Source organism: Streptomyces sp. NPDC127068 (assembly GCF_042724695.1).
Classification (GTDB): domain Bacteria; phylum Actinomycetota; class Actinomycetes; order Streptomycetales; family Streptomycetaceae; genus Streptomyces.
Window position 1 is genome coordinate 151,224 of record NZ_JBHXEN010000008.1, and the last position, 21,694, is coordinate 172,917.

General features: G+C 73.6%; 19 protein-coding genes. 15 read left to right on the plus strand and 4 right to left on the minus strand.

All coding sequences use genetic code 11. The features are described from left to right. Positions 1–120: 120 nt before the first annotated feature. Both ACFWIA_RS07315 and ACFWIA_RS07320 read left to right on the plus strand, forming a co-directional pair. On the plus strand, positions 121–879 hold the full coding sequence (locus ACFWIA_RS07315; RefSeq protein WP_387001281.1) for a GntR family transcriptional regulator: 759 nt from the start codon (positions 121–123) through the stop codon (positions 877–879). 66 nt (positions 880–945) lie between these two features. Beyond that, positions 946–1,857 carry a slipin family protein gene (locus tag ACFWIA_RS07320; protein ID WP_387001283.1) on the plus strand — a complete coding sequence of 304 codons (912 nt, stop codon included), beginning with the start codon at positions 946–948 and terminating at the stop codon, positions 1,855–1,857. Here ACFWIA_RS07320 and ACFWIA_RS07325 read toward each other — a convergent pair. Beyond that, entirely contained in the window at positions 1,820–3,097 is a 1,278-nt protein-coding gene (locus ACFWIA_RS07325) for a cytochrome P450 (protein WP_387001285.1), read from the minus strand. The two genes, ACFWIA_RS07320 and ACFWIA_RS07325, sit on opposite strands and share 38 nt — an antisense overlap. A 310-nt stretch (positions 3,098–3,407) precedes the next feature. Between ACFWIA_RS07325 and ACFWIA_RS07330 the strand changes: the two genes are divergently transcribed. Further along, positions 3,408–4,430, plus strand: a complete 1,023-nt coding sequence (locus ACFWIA_RS07330; RefSeq protein WP_387001287.1) for a Gfo/Idh/MocA family protein — start codon at positions 3,408–3,410, stop codon at positions 4,428–4,430. Between the two features lie 376 nt (positions 4,431–4,806). Continuing rightward, positions 4,807–6,252, plus strand: coding sequence for a PP2C family protein-serine/threonine phosphatase (locus ACFWIA_RS07335; RefSeq protein WP_387001288.1), 1,446 nt, complete (start codon positions 4,807–4,809; stop codon positions 6,250–6,252). A 24-nt stretch (positions 6,253–6,276) separates the two neighbouring features. Here ACFWIA_RS07335 and ACFWIA_RS07340 read toward each other — a convergent pair whose 3' ends face one another. Then, positions 6,277–7,770: a hypothetical protein gene (locus tag ACFWIA_RS07340; RefSeq protein WP_387001290.1), complete on the minus strand. Its 1,494-nt coding sequence runs from the start codon at positions 7,768–7,770 to the stop codon at positions 6,277–6,279. Between the two features lie 243 nt (positions 7,771–8,013). Between ACFWIA_RS07340 and ACFWIA_RS07345 the strand changes: the two genes are divergently transcribed. The 10 genes from ACFWIA_RS07345 (at position 8,014) to ACFWIA_RS07390 (ending at position 19,501) form a co-directional block, all read left to right on the plus strand. Then, entirely contained in the window at positions 8,014–9,201 is a 1,188-nt protein-coding gene (locus ACFWIA_RS07345; RefSeq protein ID WP_387001292.1) for an aminoglycoside phosphotransferase family protein, read from the plus strand. 309 nt (positions 9,202–9,510) lie between these two features. Further along, positions 9,511–11,070, plus strand: a complete 1,560-nt coding sequence (locus tag ACFWIA_RS07350; protein ID WP_387001294.1) for an ABC transporter substrate-binding protein — start codon at positions 9,511–9,513, stop codon at positions 11,068–11,070. A gap of 2 nt (positions 11,071–11,072) precedes the next feature. Continuing rightward, positions 11,073–12,020 (plus strand): ABC transporter permease, encoded by a 948-nt coding sequence (locus tag ACFWIA_RS07355; RefSeq protein WP_387001323.1) that lies wholly within the window; start codon positions 11,073–11,075, stop codon positions 12,018–12,020. After that, positions 12,017–12,868, plus strand: coding sequence for an ABC transporter permease (locus ACFWIA_RS07360; RefSeq protein ID WP_387001296.1), 852 nt, complete (start codon positions 12,017–12,019; stop codon positions 12,866–12,868). Before ACFWIA_RS07355 ends, ACFWIA_RS07360 begins: the two co-directional genes overlap by 4 nt. Beyond that, positions 12,865–14,484 carry an ABC transporter ATP-binding protein gene (locus ACFWIA_RS07365; protein WP_387001298.1) on the plus strand — a complete coding sequence of 540 codons (1,620 nt, stop codon included), beginning with the start codon at positions 12,865–12,867 and terminating at the stop codon, positions 14,482–14,484. The genes ACFWIA_RS07360 and ACFWIA_RS07365 overlap by 4 nt, the downstream gene beginning before the upstream one ends. Continuing rightward, entirely contained in the window at positions 14,481–15,251 is a 771-nt protein-coding gene (locus tag ACFWIA_RS07370) for a methyltransferase (protein WP_387001300.1), read from the plus strand. Before ACFWIA_RS07365 ends, ACFWIA_RS07370 begins: the two co-directional genes overlap by 4 nt. A gap of 55 nt (positions 15,252–15,306) precedes the next feature. Further along, positions 15,307–16,341 carry a pyridoxal-phosphate dependent enzyme gene (locus ACFWIA_RS07375; RefSeq protein WP_387001302.1) on the plus strand — a complete coding sequence of 345 codons (1,035 nt, stop codon included), beginning with the start codon at positions 15,307–15,309 and terminating at the stop codon, positions 16,339–16,341. Positions 16,342–16,441: 100 nt separating this feature from the next. Beyond that, positions 16,442–17,230: a phytanoyl-CoA dioxygenase family protein gene (locus tag ACFWIA_RS07380; protein ID WP_387001304.1), complete on the plus strand. Its 789-nt coding sequence runs from the start codon at positions 16,442–16,444 to the stop codon at positions 17,228–17,230. Between the two features lie 97 nt (positions 17,231–17,327). Continuing rightward, the gene (locus ACFWIA_RS07385) at positions 17,328–18,146 is read left to right on the plus strand and encodes a Rossmann-like domain-containing protein (RefSeq protein ID WP_387001306.1); all 819 of its coding nucleotides are present in this window, start codon (positions 17,328–17,330) and stop codon (positions 18,144–18,146) included. After that, the gene (locus ACFWIA_RS07390; protein ID WP_387001308.1) at positions 18,143–19,501 is read left to right on the plus strand and encodes an MFS transporter; all 1,359 of its coding nucleotides are present in this window, start codon (positions 18,143–18,145) and stop codon (positions 19,499–19,501) included. Before ACFWIA_RS07385 ends, ACFWIA_RS07390 begins: the two co-directional genes overlap by 4 nt. A 47-nt stretch (positions 19,502–19,548) precedes the next feature. Here ACFWIA_RS07390 and ACFWIA_RS07395 read toward each other — a convergent pair whose 3' ends face one another. Together ACFWIA_RS07395 and ACFWIA_RS07400 are read right to left on the minus strand one after the other, a co-directional pair. Next, positions 19,549–20,049, minus strand: a complete 501-nt coding sequence (locus ACFWIA_RS07395; protein WP_387001309.1) for a hypothetical protein — start codon at positions 20,047–20,049, stop codon at positions 19,549–19,551. A 64-nt stretch (positions 20,050–20,113) separates the two neighbouring features. Next, the gene (locus ACFWIA_RS07400) at positions 20,114–20,734 is read right to left on the minus strand and encodes a CGNR zinc finger domain-containing protein (RefSeq protein ID WP_387001311.1); all 621 of its coding nucleotides are present in this window, start codon (positions 20,732–20,734) and stop codon (positions 20,114–20,116) included. A 133-nt stretch (positions 20,735–20,867) separates the two neighbouring features. On the opposite strand from ACFWIA_RS07400, the gene ACFWIA_RS07405 reads away from it, so the two are divergent. Further along, on the plus strand, positions 20,868–21,581 hold the full coding sequence (locus ACFWIA_RS07405; RefSeq protein ID WP_387001312.1) for a pyridoxal 5'-phosphate synthase: 714 nt from the start codon (positions 20,868–20,870) through the stop codon (positions 21,579–21,581). Positions 21,582–21,694 lie beyond the last annotated feature (113 nt).

Sequence of the window (21,694 nt, forward strand, 5' to 3'; positions counted from 1 at the left end):
GTGTTTTTCTCCCCCGCCCGCGCCGCCTTGAATCAAACCCTTTCCGGCCCCGGCGGCGGGGCGGGGGCTGCCCCGGGAGGCGGGGGCACGGCGCTCCCCCCGGAAAGGAGACGCCGCACCGTGACGGCCGACGAAGCCGGTCTGCCCGACATCCGGCGTGATGTCCCCACCGCGATCCACACCCAGATCTCGGAACACATCCGCCTGCGGATCGCGAGCGGCCAGTGGCCCGCCCACTACCGGCTCAAGAGCGAACCGGAACTCGCCCAGGAGTTCGGGGTCAGCCGGGGCACCCTGCGGCGCGCCCTGGTGACCCTCATCGAGGAGGGGCTGCTGCGGCAGGTGCGCGGGCGCGGGACGTTCGTCACCTCCACCGTCATCGAACCCGCCATCGCCCAGAAGCTGAGCACCCTGTCCGAGGACTTCGCCAGCCAGGGCGTGGTGACCTCCACCGCGGTGCGGGAGTGTGCGCTGATCACCCCGCCCCGTCCCGTCGCCGCGCTGCTCGACGTCCCGCCCGCCACCCGCGTGCTCAGGCTGGTGCGGGTGCGCAGCACCGCGGACGGGCCGGTCGCCCTGCTGTTCAACTTCGTGCGCACCGATCTCGCGCCGGGCATCGAAGGGGCGGACTTCACGGACTCCAGCCTCTTCGGCGTCCTGGAGAACACCTACGGCCTGAAGATCGCGACGGCCCGTCGCACGTTCTCCGCCGAGGCCGCCTCGACGGAGGTCGCCGAGGCCCTGTCGCTGGCTCCGGGCAGCCCGGTCCAGTACCTCCAGCAAGTCACCTATCTGGCGGACGACCGTCCGGTGGAGTACTCGGACGTCTGGATCCACAGCGGTCGGCTGCGCGTGACGTCCCTGCTGCTGCGCAGGTAGCGGGCCGGACCGCGCCGGGCGGGCATACCCTGGTACGGGGGACGCCTCGGAGGTCTGGGGGTCGCCATGATCCAGGAGCTGATAGGGGCGGCCGTGGGGCTCGCGGGTGTCGCGGGCGTGTACACGGCCGCCGCCGCCCGGGTCGTCAAGCAGTACGAGCGGGGCGTGGTGCTGCGGCTGGGGCGGCTGTACGGCGGGGTGCGCGAGCCCGGTTTCACCATGGTGGTCCCGGTGGTGGACCGACTGCACAAGGTGAACATGCAGATCATCACGATGCCGGTGCCCGCCCAGGAGGGCATCACCCGGGACAACGTGACGGTGCGGGTGGACGCGGTGGTCTACTTCCGGGTGGTGGACGCCGCCAATGCGATCATCCGGGTGGAGGACTACCGCTTCGCGGTGTCCCAGATGGCACAGACCTCGTTGCGTTCGATCATCGGCAAGAGCGATCTGGACGACTTGTTGTCGAACCGCGAGAAGCTCAACGAGGGCCTGGAACTGATGATCGACAGCCCGGCCGTCGGCTGGGGCGTGCAGATCGACCGGGTGGAGATCAAGGACGTGTCGCTGCCCGAGACGATGAAGCGTTCGATGGCCCGCCAGGCGGAGGCCGACCGTGAGCGGCGGGCCCGGGTCATCAACGCCGACGCCGAGCTCCAGGCGTCCAAGAAGCTCTCCGAGGCGGCCGGGGTGATGTCCAAGGAGCCCGCGGCGCTCCAGTTGCGGCTGCTCCAGACCGTGGTCGCGGTGGCCGCCGAGAAGAACTCCACGCTGGTGCTGCCGTTCCCGGTGGAGTTGCTCAGGTTCCTGGAACGGGCCCAACGCGCCCCCGACCCCGCGCCGTCCCACTCTCCCCCTGGAGACGGAGACGGACAGGGAGACGGACACGGGGCCGGGGCCGGGTCGGGGGAGGGCGACGAGGAGCCGCGGGAGCTGCCTGCTACCAGGCGACGGGAAGGACCCGCGGACCGCGGATGAACCCCTTGCTCTGGAAGGGGACGTCCTCGGGGGCCGTGGCCAGTCGTAGGTCCGGGAAGCGGGCCAGCAGGGTGGAGACCATCACCTCGGACTCCATCCGCGCCAGCATCGCCCCCATGCAGTGGTGCGGGCCGTGACCGAAGGACAGGTGTGCGGTGCCCTGCCGGTCGAAGTCGACGGTGTCGGGGTCCTCGAAGACCTCGGGGTCGCGGTTGGCCGCGAGGTAGGACGCGTAGACCGCCTCGCCCGCACGGATCGACGCTCCGCCCACCTCGACGTCCTCGGTGGCGATCCGGGGCAGGCCGACGCCGTTGCGGTGCGGGATGTGCCGGATCAACTCGTCCACCGCCTGCGGCAGGTCCTGCGGGTGGGCGCGCAGCCGGGCCATCAGCTCCGGACGGGTCAGCAGCATGAACACCATGTTGGCGCTGTTGTAGCGGACCGCGTGGGCACCGCTGACCAGGATCGCCGTGGCCAGCGAGACGGCCTCGGCCTCGGTGATGTCCCCGGCTCCCATCGCCTCGGCGAGCGCACCGGCCAGATCGTCGGACGGCTGGTCCCGCCGCGCGTGGAGCAGGTCCACGATGAACGCGGTGACGCGCGCCTTGGCCTCGTTGCCGGCCTTCGGGGTGGTCATCGACAGGATGACGTCGCCCCAGCCGACGAGCCCGTCCCGGTCGTCCCGTGGCACGCCGAGCAGGTCGCAGACGACGGCGAGCGGGACCGGCGCGTGCAGGTGCTCCATCAGGTCGGCCGGGGAGCCGTGTTCCTCCATGCGGTCGAGGAAGGTGTCGCAGGTCTCCTGGGCGAGCGGGCGCAGCCGCTTCATGGCCTGTCCCGTGAACGCCTTCTGCACGCTCTTGCGCAAGCGGCTGTGGTACGGCGGGTCGGCGTAGTTGAGGCCGGCGGTGGAGGCGACCCGGTGGCCCGACATGCCGGTGACGGTCGTCTCGGTGAGGGCGGTCCGGCTGAACCGGGGGTCGGAGGTGACGAACTTGACGTCCTCGTAGCGGGTGACCAGCCAGGCTTCATGGCGGTCCCCCGCGAAGGGCAGGGTGATCCGGGCGACCCGCTCCCCGTGCAGCACGTCGGACAGGAGCGGGTCGAAGGTGAGCGCCGGGAGGTCGTCGACGGCCCAGTCGCGCACCGGGTGCGCGGCCGTGCGACCGGGCGGCGGGCTCGGGTGGGCCGACCCGGCGGGGGAAGCGGTCGGGGCGGTGTCGCTGGGCCGGTAGGTCATCGTCGTCGTTCTCCCCGGGTCGGGTGCCGCCGCCGTCCGGCACGCTCGTGCGCACCGTCCCGTGCGGCGCGCGGGTGCGGGCCCGGGGAGGCGCGGCGACCCGACGCCCGGACCCCTGGTCACGTCGATGGCTTCCCGCTCGGGCACCCGTCCGACGCCTCCGGGTCCGCTCGCCGCCCGAACGGAGCAGAAGCCCCGGCGCCCACGGGACCGACCGCGGAGCCGCCCGCACGGCGACCGTGGCACGATGCCGGGGGCGCGGGCCGACCCCCGTACCGCAGCACCGTCGAGTGGTGAGGGAGGACGTCGGGTGAGCCGGAGCGTGGGGGTGGCGGTGCTGGGCGCCGGCCGCATGGGCACCGATCACGTGCGGCGGATCGACCGGGTGACCCCCGGCGCGCGGGTGGTGGCGGTGGCCGATCCGGATGCGGAGCGGGCGCGGAGCGCCACGGCGGGCATCGACGGCGTGGTCGTGCGCACCGATCCGCTCGCCGCGTTGGACGTGCCCGGGGTGGACGCCGTGCTGGTGGCCTCCCCGGACGAGGCGCACGAGGAGGCGGTGCTGGCGGCGTTCGCGCGGGGGCTGCCGGTGCTGTGCGAGAAGCCGCTGGCCACCGGCGCCGAGGCCGCGCTGCGGGTGGTGGAGGCCGAGGAACGGCTCGGCCGCCGGCTGCTGCGGCTCGGCTTCATGCGGCGCAGCGACAGCGAGTACCGGCGGCTGCGGGAGGTGCTGCGCTCGGGGCGGCTGGGGCGTCCTCTGATGGTGCACTGCGTGCACCGCAATGTGTCGTCGCCGCCCGGATTCACCTCGCAGATGATGGTCAGCAGTTCGGTGGCGCACGAGATCGACGCGGCGCGCTGGCTGCTCGGGGAGGAGATCGTGGCCGTGACGGCGCTGCGACCACGTCCGTCGGGGTTCGCACCGGACGGGATGGCCGATCCCCAGTTCGTGCTGTTCGAGACCGAGGGCGGGGTCCTGGTGGACGTGGAGGTCTTCGTGAACAGCGGTTTCGGCTACCAGGTGCGGTGCGAGGCGGTCTGCGAACGGGGGGCGGTACGGATCGGTGCGGAGCCGGGGCCCGTGGTGGAGTCGGCGGCGGGCGCGGTGCGCGAGGTTCCGCAGGACTTCCTGCCGCGCTTCGCGGATGCGTACGACCGGGAGGTGCGGTCCTGGGTGGCGGACGTCCGGGCGGGCCGCACCACGGGAGCGAGCGCATGGGACGGGTACGCGGCGGCGCTGGTCGCCGAGGCCGGGGTCCGGGCCGGGCGGACGGGGAGCCGGGTCACCCTGACGCCGCCGGGGCGACCGGGGCTGTACGCGCCACGGGAGTGAGACGGGACCGGAACGGGTGCGGAGGGAGCGGCACTTCGGACGGACCGCACACCCATGGCATATGTGATTCACGCCACGCAACCCACGGTAACCCGACATTGCCCCGCAATCGCCCAACAGAGCCATTTGATGCATATCGCATTCGCGCATGCGATCGATGACCCCGTGTCACCAGCCAACCGCACGGAGTGGGAGACTTGAGCACCCTCACGGCCGACACAGGGAACGGGGCCACCTGTATCGCCTTAGGCATATGCCATGCGCAACCCCCTCTCGGGTGTTGCCAAATCCCTTACGGCACATGCCGCGCTGTGCGACAGTCGTACCCGGTCCTCCCGCTCGTCCTGGCCGTACCGTTCCCTCTCCGGAGTACGTCATGCCACCCCATGTCTTCGCGGACCGCGTCGCAGACCCGTCACCCCCGCCGCATGACCCGGTCGACTCGCTGATCACGCAGACCCGCCGACTGCGGGGGGACATCGACGCGGTGCGCCGCGGCACCCCTCCCGGAGACGAGTCCCTGGCGCGGTGGCGGCGGGCCCTGTGCGACCTGGCCCTGCGCCACCTGGGCGACCTGGACGGGCACCTCGCCCAACTGCGCGAGGGACCGCCGGACGTCCGTAGCGTCCCGGACCGCGGTACGCCCAGCGTCCTGACCCCGGTGGGCCGACACCCGGGCACCGAGCGCCGCCCCGGTTCCCCGCTCGCCCGAGCGGGGGGCGCGGAGTGGAACCTCCTCACCGACGAAGCCGTCTGGACCGCCGAGTTGTACGCGATCCTGGGTCTCGACCCGTCCAGCGCACCGCTCACGCTCGACGAACTCCCCTCCCTGGTCCACCCCGAGGACCAACCGCTGCTCACCGCGATGGTCACCGGCTGCCTGATCGACGGCAAACCCCTGGACGGCGAGTTCCGGATCGCCCGCCCCGACGGCACCGAGCGCACCGTCCACATGACCGGGGAGCCCGTCCTCGACGTCGACGGCAGCACCGCCGCCATGTGGGCCGTGCTGCGTGACGTCACCGAACTACGGCGCAGCGAAGGGGACGTGCGCCGCACTCGCGAGTCCCTGCGCCACGAGGACCACGTCGAACGGGCCGCCCACCAGGTGGCCGTCGCCCTCCAGGAAGCCGTGCTCCCGCCGTGGGGCGGCCCCTTGCGCTACCCGCGCCGGGGCCCGGGGCTGGACCTGGCCGCCCGCTACCTGCCGTCCTCGACCAGCGCGCTGATCGGCGGCGACTGGTACGACGCTCTGGAACTGCCGGACTCCGACGTACTGATCAGCGTCGGTGACCTCACCGGCCACGGCGTCTCCGTCACCTCCGGAATGGCCCTGCTGCTCGGCGGTCTGCGCGCCACGGCCGTGGCGGGTTCCGCACCCGCCCCGCTCCTGGGACTGCTCAACCACCTCCTCGACGCCTCGGTCCAACCGTCCCTGGGCAGCGCCGTGGTCTGCCGCTACCGACCGGCCTCCCGCACCCTTCAGTGGGCGCAGGCCGGGCACCCCGCCCCGTTGCTGTTCCGCGACGGGACGGGGCGTGCACTGCCCCCACCGGACGGTGTCCTGCTCGGCGCCACCACGGGAGCCGTCTACGCACAGGCCGAGGAACAACTGCACCCCGGCGACCTGCTGTTGCTCCACACCGACGGACTCGTCCCCCGGCACTCCGGCACCGCAGCCACCCGGCGACTGCTCGCCCTGGCACCGCGGTTCGCCCGGGCCCGGTGCGCACAGGAGTGCGTACGACTGGTGGTCGAGGAACTGGGTGAGCGGGAACGCGAGGACGACGCCTGCGTGCTCGTCGCCCGGGTCACCGACTGAACGGGCGATCCGTGCTCCCGGTCGTCACGCCGTGGCGGCCCCTCCTCCCCGGCGCTTCTCCTTGGGCATGACCAGCTCGATGCTGGTCCGCAGTTCCTCGATCTTCGGATAGCCCGAGAACTGGCTGGTCAACCGGTACATCTCGCGCAGCCGGTCCCAGGTGCGGTGCGAGGAGTTCGCCCCGATCGAGGACAGGGCGAGGCGGGCGTACACATCGGCCTGCTCCGGGTCGTCGGCGATGAAGCACGCCGAAGCCATCGAGATGTGGTCGAAGATCTGCGACCGGTCGTACCCCTCCTTGCGCAGGGCCAGCGCGCGCAGTGCGTGCCGCTGCGCCGTGTGGGCCGCCGCCGGTTCGTGTTCGGCGAGGGTGCGGTACGCCAGGGCCTGCATCCCGTGCAGGTCCGCCTCGTCGAACATCTGCATCCAGCTCGGCGGGGGCACGTCGCTGCGGTCGGACCCGAACAGGTCCTCCGCGTGCCCCAGGGTGCGGCGCATGGCCTGGCCCCGCCCCATCGACGCCTGGGCCCACGCCTCGATGGTGTAGAGCATCGCCCGGGTGCGGGGCAGGGTCTCGTCCCCGGACCCGGACTGGGCGAGCTTCATCAGGTCGAGCGCGTCGTCGGGGCGGCCCAGGTGCACCATCTGCCGGGCGGCCCGGGACAGGGCCTCACTGGCCCGGGGCCGGTCGCCGCCCTCACGGGCGGCGTGGGCGGCGATGACGAAGTACTTCTGGGCGGTCGGCTCCAAGCCGACGTCATGGGACATCCAGCCGGCGAGGACGGCGAGATTGGCCGCGACGCCCCACAGCCTCTTCTGGATGGGCTCGGGGTGACGGTACGACAACATGCCGCCCACCTCGTTGAGCTGGCCCACCACGGCCTTGCGTTGGAGTCCGCCGCCCCGGGACGCGTCCCATTTGCGGAACACCTCCACCGAGGTCTCCAGCCCCTCGATCTCCTGGAAGCCGATGGGTGCCGCCTCGTAGCGGTCGGCCCCGGCGGGGTCGGCGCGCAACGGATCGAACATGAGGGGGGCATCGGCCGCCAGGGCCGGATCGGTGTGCAGCCAGTCGTGCATGGCGCTGCTGAGTGCTGAGCCAGCGGCGAGCACGGCACCCGCGCCCACCAAGCCGCGTCGGTTGAGCATGAGGTCCATTCCCGTGAATTCGGTGAGGACCGCGGCCGTCCGGTCGGGGGCCCAGGGCACGCCGTCGGGGTGCTCCGCACTCCCGGCGTCGCGCCGCTTGCCAGGGCGCCCGTGCCGGACCAGACCGAGATCCTCAGTGGTCACGACACGGCCGAGCCGCTCGGTGAACAGCGCCGCCAACACCCTGGGCACCGGATCGCGCGGAATCTCCCCCGTGTCGATCCAACGCCGCACCCGCGAGGTGTCGGTGGCCAGCTGCGGATGGCCCATGGCCGCCGCCTGCCGGTTCACCATCCGCGCGAGTTCGCCCTTGGACCAGCCGGCCAGGCCGAACAGGTCCGCAAGGCGGGTGTTGGGTTGTCCGCTCACGTCAAGCCCCCAGGATCTCGGCTGGGTCGACAGTATCCCCGGTAACCCCCGGGGCAGTTGCTGAGCGACTATTCGCCAGGGTTCGCCAGGGTCCGCCACATGGTGTGCCACCACACCACGGGTGTCAGGTAGGAAGGCGCCACCTTGGCCCGGCGGCCGAAGGGCACTCCCCAGGGTGTCCGTCGGCCGCCGGGTCGGGGGGCGCAGGCAAACCGTCGGCACACGAAGGGATCTGTTTCGCCCATGTACGCAGCGTCGTCCTCCGTGTCCGCTCCGCCCCGGCTCCCACGCTCCTCCGCGCCCCGTTCCGCCGCGCCGGCGGGACGAACGCGCGAGGCACCCCCGCAGCCGGGCGGCGGGCCCTATCTGGACCCCACGCGCTCCGCGTCGGGGGGCCGGACACGGCGCGTACCGGGACTCGGCACGGGCCCCCTCAGCGGACGGCTCGACCTGTCCGGCCCCCAGGGCACCCAACTGCGGGCGGCCATCGCCTCGGTGCACCGGGTCTGCCCCGAGTTCGCGCCGGTGCAGGTCCTCAGGCGCAGCGGACGCTCGGTCCTGCTCGTCGGGACCACCGGCCGCAGCACCGCGGTCGCCAAGTGCCTGTTGGACCGGTCGCCGGTGTGGGCGGAGCGGAGCAGGCACGAAATAGCGGCATACCGCTCGTTCGTCCGGCATCGGCCGCCCGTACGGGCGCCGCGGCTGATCGCAGCGGATCCGGAGAACTGCACCCTCGTCATCGAGCGGATGCCGGGGCGCGCCGCCGCCCTGCAACGGCATCCGGTGGAGGCGCCGCCCCGGACGGACCTGCGGGCCGCTCTGGGTGCGGTGTGCAAGTTGAACCGTTGGCAGCCCCCGGAGGGGGCGTTCGGTCGGCCCCTGGACTACGTCACCCGCATCAACCGGTACTACGAGTTGGGGCTGTTGACGGACCGGGATCTGGGCGACCTCCAGAAGTTGTTGCACGGCATCGCCCAGGCCGCGCAGTCGACGGGGCGTCAGGGCATGCTCCAGTTCTGCCACGGGGACGCCCTGTTGTCGAACATGCTGTTGTCGCCACCCGGGCCGGTGCTGGTCGACTGGGAGCACGCGGGCTGGTACCTGCCCGGCTACGACCTCGCGACGCTCTGGGCGGTCCTGGGTGACGCGCCGATGGCCCGTCGTCAGATCATCACCCTGGCCCACGCGGAGGGCACGGCCGCCCGGGACGCGTTCCTGGTGAATCTGATGCTCGTACTGACCCGGGAGATCCGGATGTACGAGACGGCGGTCCAGCGGTCGATGCAGGACGGTCCGCCGCCGGTCGCCCAGGGACCGGGCCGGCCGGGCGGGTTGCCCTCCGGCGAGGAACAGCGGCTGCTGCTGCGGCGGTTGCACGACGACTGCCAGATGGCCCGCCGGGCGGTACGGGCGGCGGTGGGCACCCGCTGAGCCGGCCGGAACCGCGGCGGCCACCACCGGGCGGCCACGTCCTCGGGCCCGGACGGCCTCCACCGGGCGCGCGCCCGGGCGGATCGGGCCGAAGGCCCGCGGAGCACCCTCAGCACGGGGGTGCTCCGCGGGCCTTCGGCCGTTCCGGACCCGTCCATGAGCACCCCCTACCCATCAGATCGTATTGACAATCATTTTCATCTGATGGGATGCTCGCCGCGCCGCCCCGGCAGTCGGGCCGTGCGCCGACCGCGCCGACCCCCGACCCCTGCTGTGCGCGGCCCAGGCACAGTGACTCAGGGGAGCGGCATGCAGACGTTTCGTGACCGACGGGAATTCCTCGCCCTGGCCGGCGCCACCAGCGCGGCCGGGGCCCTCGCCCTCACCGGGTGCGGGGCCGGGGACCCGCCCGGTGGCGCCACCGGCGCCGGCTCGGCGCCCCGGCGCGGCGGAACGTTCCGCGCCCTGTTCACCGGCGGCGGCGAGCAGGAGACGATCGACCCGCACGCCGAGTCGCTGGCCATCGACATGGCCCGCACCAAAGCCCTCTTCGACCGACTGGTCGCCCTCGACACGCACATGGCACCCGTCCCGCAGCTGGCCGAGCGGTGGGAGTCCAACGCCGATGCGACGCGCTGGCGCTTCACCCTGCGCAAGGCCCTCTTCCACGACGGCAAGCAACTGCACCCCGATGACGTGCTGTTCACCTTCGGCCGCATCCTCGACCCCGCGGCGACCAACCACTTCGCCCGGAGCCTGCTGTCCGTCGTCGACCTGCGTGCCAGCCGCGCCGTCGGCCAAAGGACCGTGGAGGTCGCCCTGCGCTCCCCCAACGCCGAGTTCCCGGCGCTGCTGGGCACCTTGGGCACCGCGATCGTCAGTGCCCGCTACCGCGATCCGGCCCGGCCGGTCGGCACCGGTGCGTTCCGGTTGACCTCGTTCACCCCGGGCCGGTCCTTCGTCGCCCGGCGGTTCGACGACCACTGGGGCGGCGGCGCCCACGTCGACGAGTTGCGCGTCCTGTCCGCCGACGCGGAGGCCCGGGGCAACGCACTGCGCGGCGGGGAGGCCGAGTACGCCTACGAGGTGACGCCGACCTTCGCCCGCACCGCCCGCGCCGACCGGTCGGTGCGCGTGGTCTCCGCCGCGGGCAGCACCGCCCACGCCCTCGTCATGAAGTGCGATCGGGAGCCCTTCGACGACCCCGACGTCAGGACGGCGTTCAAGCTGCTGGCCGACCGGGAGGCGTTGGTGAAGGTGGTGCTGGGGGGACAGGGCGTCATCGGCAACGACATGTTCGGCAAGGGCTACCAGTACTACCCGCGGGACGTCCCGCAGCGGGAACGCGACGTCGCCGAGGCCCGTGCCCTGCTGCGCCGGGCCGGCGCCCTCAACAAGACCCTGTCGTTGTACACCTCCTCCGTGGCCGCCGGGTTCGTGGAGGCGGCCACCCTCTTCGCCGAGCAGGCCGCCGACGCGGGTCTGCGGGTGAAGGTCACCACCGGGGCGTCCGAGACCTACTTCAAGGACCAGCTCACCCGGGGCGCCCTGGGCAGCCACCGCTCCGGAGCGATGACGATCCCCGTGTACCTGCACGACCGGCTGCTCACCCGGTCCGCGTTCAACGCCTCGGCGTGGCGCCGCCGCGACTTCGACGCCGACTACGCGAAGGCCCAGGCCACCGCTGCCGAGGACGCCCGCACCCGACGGTTCGAGGGCCTCCAACGCACCGTGCACGAGGAGGGCGGACTGCTGATGTGGGGCCACGCGGACTGGCTGAACGCGGTCGCGGCCCGGGTGCGCGGAGTGCAGGCCGCTCCGCCCAACACCCTGGACTCCGCCCGCTTCGACACCGTGTGGCTGGCCTGAGGATGCGTCGCTACGCCCTGGGGCGACTCGCCCTCGGCGCAGTCCAACTCCTGCTGCTGGCCGCCCTGGTGTTCGCGTTGACGTCCCTGCTGCCCGGTGACGCCGCCGACGTCCGCAACAACGAGGACGCCACGCCCGAGCAGGTGACCGCGCTGCGCGAGCAACTGGATCTGGACCGACCGGCCGTCGAACGCTTCCTCGGCTGGGTGGGCGACGTGCTCACCGGCGATCTGGGGACCTCCCTGGTCAGCGGCGGCCCGGTGCGGGACGTGCTGACCTCATCGGCGGGCACCACCCTGCTCCTCGGCGCGGTCACCCTCGCCGTGGTCGTCCCGCTGTCGGTCCTGCTCGGCGTCGCCGCCGGACTCCGCGAGGACGGCCCGCTCGACCGCGCGGTCACCGCGGTGACGCTCGCGCTCAACGCGGTGCCGGACTTCCTGCTCGCCCTGCTGCTCGTGACCGGTCTCTCGCTGAAACTGGGCTGGCTGCCCGCGACCTGGGTGGGGGTGGACGCGGCCGGCCTGGTCGCCCAGCCCGCCCTGTTGGTGCTGCCCGTGGCCGTGGTGGCCTCGCGGGCGGTGTGCCTGCTCTCCCGGCAGGTCCGGGCGGGCGTGGTCGACGTCCTCGGCACGGGATACGTCGTCCAGGCCCGGCGGTTGGGCGTGCCGCGCCGGACGCTGCTGCTGCGGCACGTCCTGCCGAACGCGGCCGTCCCCGGGGTCCAGGAACTGGCCCGCACCGGGGACAACCTGGTCGGCGGGGTGCTCATCGTGGAGGCGGTCTTCGCCGTCCCCGGTGTCGCGACCGCCCTGGTCCGGGCCGTGGAGGCGCGTGACGTGCCCACCGTGCAGGGCCTCGCCCTGGTCGTGGCGGCGGCGGCCCTGCTGTTCAGCGTGGCCGCCGACCTGGTCTGCCACCGGCTCGTTCCCCGGATGGAGGAGATGCGGTGAACCGCGGACACACGACGCCACCCCCTCAGCGAAGCCGACGGAGCGGGCGGATCGCGCCGCTCGGAGCGCTGCTGCTGATGGTGCCGCTCGGCGCGGCCCTGCTCGGTCCGGCGCTGACCGCGCCGGCGACGGCCGGCGCCTTCGCCCCGTACACCGGCCGGGGCGGTGAACACCCCCTGGGAACGGACGGGTTGGGGCGGGACGTACTGGCCCTGCTGTTGCACGGAGGGCGCAGCGCGCTGGGCATGTCACTCGGCGCGGTGGCGGTCGCCTACCTGGTCGGCGGGGCGCTCGGGCTGCTGGCGGCCACGTCCCGGCGGCGCTGGCTCGACGAGTTGCTGATGCGTCCGCTGGACGTCCTGCTGCCGCTGCCGAGCTTGCTGGTCATCAGTGTGGTGGCGGTGGGGTGGCGCGGCTCGCCCGTGGCGATCGCCCTCGCCGTCGCGACCGTGAACGTGCCCGCCGTGGCGCGACTGGTGCGGGCGGCGGCCCTCGACGCGGCGAGCGGTCCGGTGACCGAGGCGCTGTGGATGCAGGGCGAGTCCCGGGCCCGGATCCACCTGGGCCACGTGGCGCGTTCGGCGCTGTCCCCGGTGGCCGCGGACGCCGGCACCCGGATCACCCTCGCCGTCTTCCTGGTGGCCTCCGCCAACTTCCTGGGCCTGGGCCTGGACCCGACCTCGCCGGACTGGGCCGTGAGCGTGTCCCGGAGCAGCGAGGGCCTGCTGATCCAGCCCTGGGCGGTGTTGGCGCCCGCCGCGATGCTCGTCATGTTCACCGTGGGGCTCAACCTCCTCGCCGATCGGCTGCTCGCCCGAACCCGCCGGACCCGGGAGGGTGCCCGATGACCGCTCCGCCGCCCGTTCCTCCCGTCGTCACGGTCCGCGCACTCACCGCGCGGGCCGGGGACACCGTGCTGCTCGACGCACTCGACCTGGATCTGCACCCGGGCCGGATCACCGCCCTCGTCGGACCGTCCGGCAGCGGCAAGACCACGGCCGCCCTCGCGCTGCTCGGCGAGGCCGGACCGGGCGTCCGACTGAGCGGTCGGGTGAGCGCGGGGGACGTCCCCGTGGTGGACGTGGGCGGTGTCACCCGGGCCGCCGCCGCGCTGCGCGGCCGGGTGGTGGCGTACATGCCGCAGCACCCGGGCAGCGCGCTCAACCCGGCCCGACGCACCGGAGCCGTGCTGCGCGAGTTGGCCGGGTTGCACCGGGGCGCGCACCGCGCGCCGGTCGCCGACGCCCTGGCTGCGGCCCAACTGCCGTCCGGGCGGGACACCGAACGGCGGTTCCCGCACCAGTTCTCGGGCGGTCAACGCCAGCGGGTCGCGCTCGCGCAGACCCTCGTGTGCGGGCCCCGGTTGCTCGTCCTGGACGAGCCCAGCACCGGACTCGACACCGTCACCCGGATGCGGCTCGCCGACGAACTCGCCGAACTGGCCCGCAGCGGCCCGGCGATCCTGTTGCTGAGCCACGACCACGATCTGGTGCGCGCCCTCGCTGACGAGGTGGTCGTCCTCGACCGGGGCCGGGTCACGGCGCGGAGCGCCCCCGCACAGGCCCTGCCCGCCCGACGCCCGGTGGCGGCCGTGCGCCACACCCCGGGTGGGGCGGCGGACGTCCCGCCGGTCCTGGAGGTGCGCGGGCTCACCGCGCGGCTGCCGGGCCGGGGGCGGGACCCCGTCCTGCACGGAGTGGACCTGTCCCTGCCCGCGGGGGGCTGTGTGGGGGTGGCCGGGCTGTCGGGCAGCGGCAAGACGACGCTCGCCCGGTGCGTCGCGGGGCTCCACGAACGGCACGAGGGTCACGTCCTGCTCGACGGGACCGCACTGCCGGTACTGCGACGCCGCAGCACCGCACAGAAACAGCGGGTGCAGTACGTGTGGCAGGAGGTGCGCTCCTCCTTCGACGAGCGCCGCCCGGTCGCCGAGCAGGTCGCCCGCACCGCCGTACGGCTGCGCGGGCGCGACCCCGACACGGCCCGGCACGAGGCCCTGGAGCTGCTGGAACGGCTGGGGCTCGCGCCGGTGACCGTCCAACGGCGGCCGGGTGCCCTGTCCGGGGGCGAGCTGCAACGCGCGGCGCTCGCCCGTGCCGTGATCGCCGCACCCGACGTCCTGGTGTGCGACGAGGTCACCACCGCACTGGACCCGGCCGCGACCCGACTGGTGCTCGACGAACTCGCCGCACTGCGCGAGCGCCGCGGCACCGCACTGCTCTGGGTCAGCCACGACCTGGAACTGCTCGCCGTCGTCGCCCACCACCTCGTCGTCATCGACGGCGGGCACGTCGTCGAGAGCGGCGGGCCCGAACAGGTGCTGCGCTCGCCCCGGGCCCCGCTCACCCGGCAGTTGGTCCGGGCCATGGACCTGGGGGCGGCCGGGGCCGCCCCCGTGGCCGCCGGTTCCCGTCACCACCCCGTCCGACATCCGATCCCGACCACGAAGGACAGCACCCCATGACCGATGACCCGACCACGCCCCGCCGCACCGCGCCGGGCCACGACTCCGGGACGCGGGCCCTGCTCGACGCGCTGCCCGAGACACTGCCGCGTACGGAGATCCTCGCCATCAACAGCGCGAAGTCGAACCTCCACTCCCGGCGGACCTACGTCTACCACGGCTGGACGTTCGCCCTGCCGCCCGGCGTGTTCGGTCCCGGGGACACCAGCCGGATCGTCCACGACCGGCTGCTCGACGGCACGATCCCGGTACGGGGACGGGCGTACGCGGCGATCGGGGCCGGGCTCGGGGTCGAGGCGGTGATCGCGGGCACCCGGGGCGCCCGGGAGGTCTGGGCGTCCGACATCCACCCGGACAGCGTCGCCACCGCCGCCGAGCACTACGCGCGCCTGGTGGGCGAACGTCCCGACACCGTCTTCCGCCCGCTGGTCTCCAACCTCTTCGAAGGGTTCCCGTCCGGCGCCCGACTGGAGGTCATCACCTTCAACCCGCCCGCGGTGAGCACCCCGACGAGCGACGACCCCACGGTGGTCCGCAACGTCTGTGTGGGGACGGACATCGTGATCCGTTTCTTCGACCAGGTGGTCGAACGCGAACTCCTCGCTCCCGGAGGCGAGATCCACCTGATCGTCTCGAACACCGCGGAGCTGCGGCGCATCGTCGCGCACGCCGTCGACGCGGGCTTCCACCCCGAGGTGACGCACCGTCAGACCTGGCCCACCGACGACTGCCAGGCGTACCTGTTCAAGCTGACGCGGACCGGCTGACCTCCTCGCACCGAGCCCCGGCCCCCGCCCCCACTCGACACCGAAGGACCAGGACATGTACGAGCACGTAGCGGAAGCGGTCAAGGAACCCCAGGTCGTCGCCGTGCCGCCCGGCACGGTCTGTCTGCGCTTCGAGACGATGAAGCTGTACTCGGCGCTCGGCGCCGTGCGCCACCTGCTGGAGACCGGGCAGATCGAACGGGGCGACACCCTGGTCGACAGCTCCAGCGGGATCTACGCCCATGCGTTGGCCCTCGCCTGCCACCGCTACGGACTGCGGTGCCACATCGTCGGTTCGACCACGGTGGACCGCACGCTCCGCGTCCAGTTGGAGGTACTCGGGGCCACCCTGGAGCAGGTCCGCCCCTCCCAGGACCTGCGCCTGGACCAGAACCTGCGGGTGGCCCGCGTCCAAGAACTGTTGCGCCAGCACCCGGGCCACCACTGGATGCGGCAGTACCACGACTCCATCCACTACCTCGGCTACCGCGATGTCGCCGACCTGGTCGGCAAGGAGGTCCCCGAGGGTCCCCTGACGGTGGTGGGCGGGGTGGGCACCGGGGCGTCGACCGGGGCCATCGCCACCTATCTGCGCGAGGCGGGGCGCGACGTCCGGCTCGTCGGGGTGCAGCCGTTCGGCAGCGTGACCTTCGGCGCCGGGCACGTCAGCGATCCGGACATGATCATCGCGGGCATCGGCAGCTCGATCCCGTTCCACAACGTCCGGCACGACTTGTACGACCGCGTGCACTGGGTGAACTTCGACTACGCCATGTCGGGGGCCGTCGGACTGTTGCGGGCCAGCGGGGTCTTCGCCGGGCTGTCGGCCGGCGCCGCGTACCTGGCCACGCGCTGGGAACGGAGCCGGGACACCGGCCGGACCTACGTCTTCCTCGCCGCCGACACCGGACACCGCTACGTCGACAGCGCCTACGCACGACACGCCCGGGCCCACGGGCTCGACGACCTGCGCCCCCACGAGGTGACCGGGCAGGAGGAACTGCGGCACCCCTGGTCGACGATGGACTGGCCGCCCCTCGACGGGGCGCGGCGGCGTGGCGGGGAACTCCTGGCACCGAGAGCGGTCTAGCGTACCGGCGGGCCGGGGAGCCCAGCCCCCACCGGGCCCTGCCGCTCCTCCCCCACCGACTGCCGACCCCGCCTCGCACCCCGATCGAAAGGGCACCCCCATGTCCGTCACCCCCCTCCATGACCCGCAGACCCGCGGATTCGCCTTGCTCCCCCGGCTCTTCGACGCCGCGGAGACCGCCGCGCTGGGCGAGGCCGCCGAAGCGGTGCTCGCCCGGGTGACGGAGCGGGCGCTGCACGGGCAGGCGGAGGTGACCGTCTGGCCGGACGGACACCGGCTGGAGCGGGTGGACGGCGCCACGCTCCACTGGGAGCCGAACACCGACGCCCCGGTGGTGCGCAGCCTCTCCCCCGTCACCCAGCTCAGTGCCGCACTGGACGCCCTGTGGACCGAGCCGCGCCTCACCGCACCGGTGCGGCGGCTGCTCGGGCACGACCGGCTCGGACCGTTCACCTCGAAGCTCAACTTCAAGCGTGCGGGGGTCGGTTCGGCGTTCCCCTGGCACCAGGACTTCCCGTACTGGTACTGCTGCGCGGGCCCCGCGGCACGGGACGTGGTCACGGCGATGATCTACCTGGACGAGGTGACCGTCGCCAACGGCGCCCTGTCCCTGGTGCCCGGTAGCCACCGCGCCGGACCCGCACCCCGCGACCGGGCCGAGCCCACGGGGCTGTTGGTGGACACCGCGCGCACCGGGGTGAGCGGCGCCGTGACCGTCGAGGCGCCGGCCGGTTCCGTGCTGGTGTTCCCCGGTCTCATCGTCCACCGCTCCGCTCCCAACACCAGCGGCACGGACCGCCGTTCGCTGCTGCTGTGCTTCCAACCCGCGGGGCGACCGCCGCTCGCCGAGCTGCCCTACCGGCACGAGCGCCTGGCCGACCTGCCCTGAGTCGATCCCGCACTACCCCGGCCGGCAGCCCCGTGCGCCGGCGCCTGACCCTGCCCACCCCCCTGCCCGTGACCACCAGAACGAGAGAAGAATCGACATGTCCCTACCCCCGCCACGCTCCGTTCCCGAACTCCGACGCGCGGTGCTCGACGGCGCCTACGGTCCGTCACCCCGTGAACTGACCGTCACCAGCGCGTTCTGGCTGCACCACACCACCCGGTTGGCCGGGGGCGACGTCACCTATCGCAACCACTACCTGCTGCTGCGCTCCGGAGACGCCTTCGGCGCCTGCTCCTTCGAAGCCGACGGCCCGCACCCCGACCTCTGCGCCGACGCCTCGGGCCGGACCCTCGACGAGTTGATCCGGCACGAGGTGCCGTGCGTGGGGATCGCCGCCCTGGACGCCTACCTGGCCCGCGTCCGACCGCACCGCGACACCGGCACCGCCGAGTCCGTCACCCTGCCGACCGGTACCCCCGAACAACGGGCCCGGGCCCGGGACGCGGCCGTCGCCGGACTGCTCGACATCGCGCCCGGCGCCCGGGTCGCCCTGATCGGGGTGGTGAACCCGCTGGTGGCGGCGATACGCGAGCAGGGCGGCGTGTGCTTGCCCTGCGACTTCAACCTGCGCACCACCCAGTGGGGCGACCCCGTCACCGACGACATGCACCAGGTCCTCGCCGAAGCGGACGCCGTGGTCGCCACCGGAATGACCCTCGGCAACGGCAGCTTCGACGTCATCCTCGACCACTGCCGCACCCGGCGGACGCCACTGGTGGTGTACGCACAGACCGGTAGCGCGGTCGCCCGCGCCTTCCTGGGTTCCGGGGTCCACGCCCTCTCCGCCGAACCCTTCCCGTTCTCGCAGTTCAGCGCCGACCAGACGGCCTTGTACCGGTACCGGGCGGCGGCGTGAGCGGCGACACCTCGCACCCCGTCAAGGCCCCCGGGCGGGCGTCGGGCGCCGCGCCCGGTCCGGGCGCGCCCAGCGGTTCGACGCAGGACGGGACCGGCGAGGCCGTGCCGGGCGATCTGCGGATGGTCCGCGCCCTGTGGCCGTTGCTGCTGGCGTCGGCGGTGGGGCTGGTGCCCTTCACCGTCTACAGCACCTTCCTGGTGCCGATCGCCTCGGCGGCGGACGGCAGCGTGGCCGCCCTGGGCCAGCTGCGGGGGCTCGGCGGGCTGGCCGCGCTGGCCGTCGGCACCGCGCTGGCCCCGTTGATCGACCGGGTCCGCAAGGAGCGGGCCGCCGCGGCGGGGCTCGGGGTACTGGCACTCGCCGCGGCCCTCGGCGCCTCCGGTGACTTCCTGCTGCTGGCGGGGTTCTGTCTGCTCGTGGGTGCCGGGACCGCGGTGCTGAACCCGGCGCTCACCGCGGCGGCGGCCGACCGCTTCGGGAGCGGTGCCGCGGCGGGCCGGGCGGCGACGCTCGTCACCGCCACCCAGTCGCTGACCGCGCTGTTGGCCGCCCCGCTGCTCGCACTGCCCGCCGCGTTCTGGGGCTGGCAGGGGGACCTGTGGGCCGTGGCCGCCGTCTCGGTGGTGCTCGCCCTGGCCCTGCTGCGCCCGGGGCGGGGCCGGCGCTCCGCGGAACCGGCCGGGGAGGAGGCCGCGGCACCGGTCGCGCGCCGGGACCAGGACGGGGTGGCCCGGCCGGGCTACCTCGCGTCCTTCCGGGCCCTGGCCGCACTGCCCGGTGTCGTTCCGCTGCTGGGGGTGGCGATGCTGCGCACGGCCGCCTTCATGGGGTACCTCGCCTATCTGGCCGCCTTCTACGACGAGCGGTTCGACCTGGAGCCCGGCCCGTTCGCCCTGGTCTGGACGTTGAGCGGCGCGGCCTTCTTCGTCGGCAACCTCCTCACCGGGCGGGTGCTGGGCGCCGAGCACCCGAGGGTGTCGGGCGAGCGGCTGATGACGATCGGGCTGGTGGTGGCGCTGACGGCGCTGGTGGCGGTCTTCTTCAGCCGGTCGCTCGTGCTCGCGCTGCCGTTGACCGCGCTCGTGGGCGCGGGACACGCGGCGGTGGCCGCCTGTGTCACCACCCTGCTGGTGCGGCGCTGCGGCCCGCTGCGCGGGATGGCGCTGAGCGTCAATGCGGCGGGCATGAGCTTCGGCGTCTTCGTGGGCGCCGCCCTCGGCGGCGTGGGGCTCTCCCTCGGCGGGTACCCGGGGACGGCTGCGGCGCTGGGGGCCCTGACGCTGGGGGCGCTGGGCTGCGCCCGGCTGTGCCGCCGGAGCGGTCGCGCCGGGGACGGTGCGCCGGGAGAGTGAAGGAACCCCGCGGGGCCACGGGCCGCGCGGGGTCGGGGGAGGTTCGGTCAGCCCTGCTGGAACAGCTCGGCGGGCAGGGGCTTCAGCAGGGCGTAGAGGTCGTCGGTGATCGGTCGGTCCCAGGCCGCGATGGTGACGAGCACCCCGTCGCTGCGGTCGAACTGGACGCAGGAGATCCGGCCCTCGGAGAGTTTGATGCGGCGCACGATCAGGAGGTTGTCGCCCTGCATCACCGGTACGTCTTCGGAGCCGGTGACGGTGACCTCCTCCTCGTTCTCCAGCGCGAGCAGCAGCTGCGCCACCTCGAAGGGGATCTGCCCGGGAGCGACCTCGCGGGCGGGGGAACCCTCGGGGAGGTTCCCGATGATCATCGCGGGTCCGCGGCCACCGAACAGGTCGTACCGGAGGAACACGCCCTGGCAGCTTCCGTCGGGGGCCGGGAGCAGTCCGGCACCGAGGTTCCCGGGCCAGTCGCCCGGCTCCATGGCCAGAACGTCGAAGTCGGGGCCGGCGGGTGTCGCGGCGCTGCGTCGGCGGAGGAAGGACATGCGGACATGGTACGTGTCGCGGGCCGGATTCCGTCGTGGGGTTGGTCAGGTTCGCGGGCGGTTCTCAGCCCGCCGGGCGGTGCCGTTCGTGGTGCCGGGCGACCCGCGCCCGGTTCCCGCAGGCCGGCTTGCACCACTCCTGACGGGGGTGCTCCTTGAGGAAGTAGCGGACGCAGCGCGGTGCGTGGCAGGCCCGCAGCCGTGCGGCGTCGGGGCCCGTCAGGAAGGCTCCGGCGGCGCTGGCCAGGGCGGTCAGCAGCAGGTCACCGGGGGCGACGGGGCCGGCGGGGGCCGGGCTGAGCACGGGCGACTTCCCCTCGGGCCAGCGGAGGACGGGCACGGCGGGTACCCGGCCGGCGGCGGTGTTCAGCACCTCCAGGGCGTCCGGTACGGGGAGCAGCCGGGAGGCGTCGGCGCTGCTCGGGGGAGCCGGTCGCACGGCCCGGGCGAACAGGGCCCGGACCGCGTTGCGCAGTTGGCGCACCCGGCCGAGGTTGGCCGGATTCGCGGTGTAGCCGGCAGCATCGAAACCGTACCCGAAGGAAGTGGGACGTCGCCGGACCCAGTCGGTGAGCCCCACGGGGTCGGTGAGGTCGTCGGCGACCCCGCCGCTGCCGTCGTGGCGGAGGGTGAGCGCCAGTTCCAGTGCGAGGGCCGGATCGGGGGCGGGGATCAGGGGGTCCATGTCGGCCATGGTACGGAAACTAATGCTCAGATCGCCCCCTTCCATTAATCTGAGGGAAACGGGCCCGGAGTCCGCCTGCCCGCCGCACCGTGCACGCACAGGGGGGACCGGGCACACACGCAAGGGGTATCGGATGCAGGAGTCAGGGGCCGTGCACGACGGTTCGACGGAGCAGGCCGACGGCACGACGGGGAGCGAGGAACTGCGTCAACTACTGCGCGGGCTGGAGGTGTTCGCCGGCGAGCTGCCCGACTTCGACCCGTCGCAGGCGCCGGGCACCCCGGTGGAGCTGTTCACCCGGTGGCTGCGCCACGCGATCCGGGCGGGTGTCCGTGAGCCGCACGCGATGACCGTGTCCACGGCCGACTCCGCCGGCCGGCCGGCGGCCCGGGTGCTGATCCTCAAGGACGTGGGACCGGAGGGTTGGCGGTTCGCCTCGGAAGCGAGCAGCCCCAAGGGGCGCCAGCTCGCGGCCCGCCCGCACGCCGCGCTCACCTTCTACTGGTCGGAGCTGGCCCGGCAGGTGCGGGTGCGGGGCCCGGTGGTCCGGGAGAGCGCCGAGCGCGCGGCGGCCGACTTCCTCGCCCGGGGCGCCGGGGCGCGGGCCGAGGCGCTGCTCGGCCGGCAGTCACGTCCCCTCACGGATCCCGTCGCGCGGGAGCGGGCCCTGGCGGAGTCCCTCGCCCGGGTGGAACGGGAGCCGGGGCTCGTCGCCCCGGGCTGGACCCTGCACACCGTGCGGCCCGACACGGTCGAGTTCTGGCAGGGCGACCGGTCCCGGCGGCACACCCGACTGCGGTACGTGCGCGAGGGCGACGGTTGGCATCGGGAGTTGCTCTGGCCGTGAGCCGAGCGGGCCGCTCCGGCGCTTCGGGGTGGGCCCGGAGGGGGGCCCCGGCCCACCCCCCCGGGTACGCGTCCACGCCCTCATGCCGCTGGGCGACCGCCTCCGGGGGCGCC

Bases quoted from the DNA above. Each gene is read 5' to 3' on its own strand.
- ACFWIA_RS07345 (WP_387001292.1), top strand. From the start codon at position 8,014: ATGTACGCAGCGTCGTCCTCCGTGTCCGCTCCGCCCCGGCTCCCACGC.
- ACFWIA_RS07320 (WP_387001283.1), top strand. From the start codon at position 946: ATGATCCAGGAGCTGATAGGGGCGGCCGTGGGGCTCGCGGGTGTCGCG.
- ACFWIA_RS07380 (WP_387001304.1), top strand. From the start codon at position 16,442: ATGTCCGTCACCCCCCTCCATGACCCGCAGACCCGCGGATTCGCCTTG.
- ACFWIA_RS07385 (WP_387001306.1), top strand. From the start codon at position 17,328: ATGTCCCTACCCCCGCCACGCTCCGTTCCCGAACTCCGACGCGCGGTG.
- ACFWIA_RS07395 (WP_387001309.1), bottom strand. From the start codon at position 20,049: ATGTCCTTCCTCCGCCGACGCAGCGCCGCGACACCCGCCGGCCCCGAC.
- ACFWIA_RS07370 (WP_387001300.1), top strand. From the start codon at position 14,481: ATGACCGATGACCCGACCACGCCCCGCCGCACCGCGCCGGGCCACGAC.
- ACFWIA_RS07355 (WP_387001323.1), top strand. From the start codon at position 11,073: ATGCGTCGCTACGCCCTGGGGCGACTCGCCCTCGGCGCAGTCCAACTC.
- ACFWIA_RS07400 (WP_387001311.1), bottom strand. From the start codon at position 20,734: ATGGACCCCCTGATCCCCGCCCCCGATCCGGCCCTCGCACTGGAACTG.
- ACFWIA_RS07375 (WP_387001302.1), top strand. From the start codon at position 15,307: ATGTACGAGCACGTAGCGGAAGCGGTCAAGGAACCCCAGGTCGTCGCC.
- ACFWIA_RS07325 (WP_387001285.1), bottom strand. From the start codon at position 3,097: ATGACCTACCGGCCCAGCGACACCGCCCCGACCGCTTCCCCCGCCGGG.
- ACFWIA_RS07350 (WP_387001294.1), top strand. From the start codon at position 9,511: ATGCAGACGTTTCGTGACCGACGGGAATTCCTCGCCCTGGCCGGCGCC.
- ACFWIA_RS07365 (WP_387001298.1), top strand. From the start codon at position 12,865: ATGACCGCTCCGCCGCCCGTTCCTCCCGTCGTCACGGTCCGCGCACTC.
- ACFWIA_RS07335 (WP_387001288.1), top strand. From the start codon at position 4,807: ATGCCACCCCATGTCTTCGCGGACCGCGTCGCAGACCCGTCACCCCCG.
- ACFWIA_RS07405 (WP_387001312.1), top strand. From the start codon at position 20,868: ATGCAGGAGTCAGGGGCCGTGCACGACGGTTCGACGGAGCAGGCCGAC.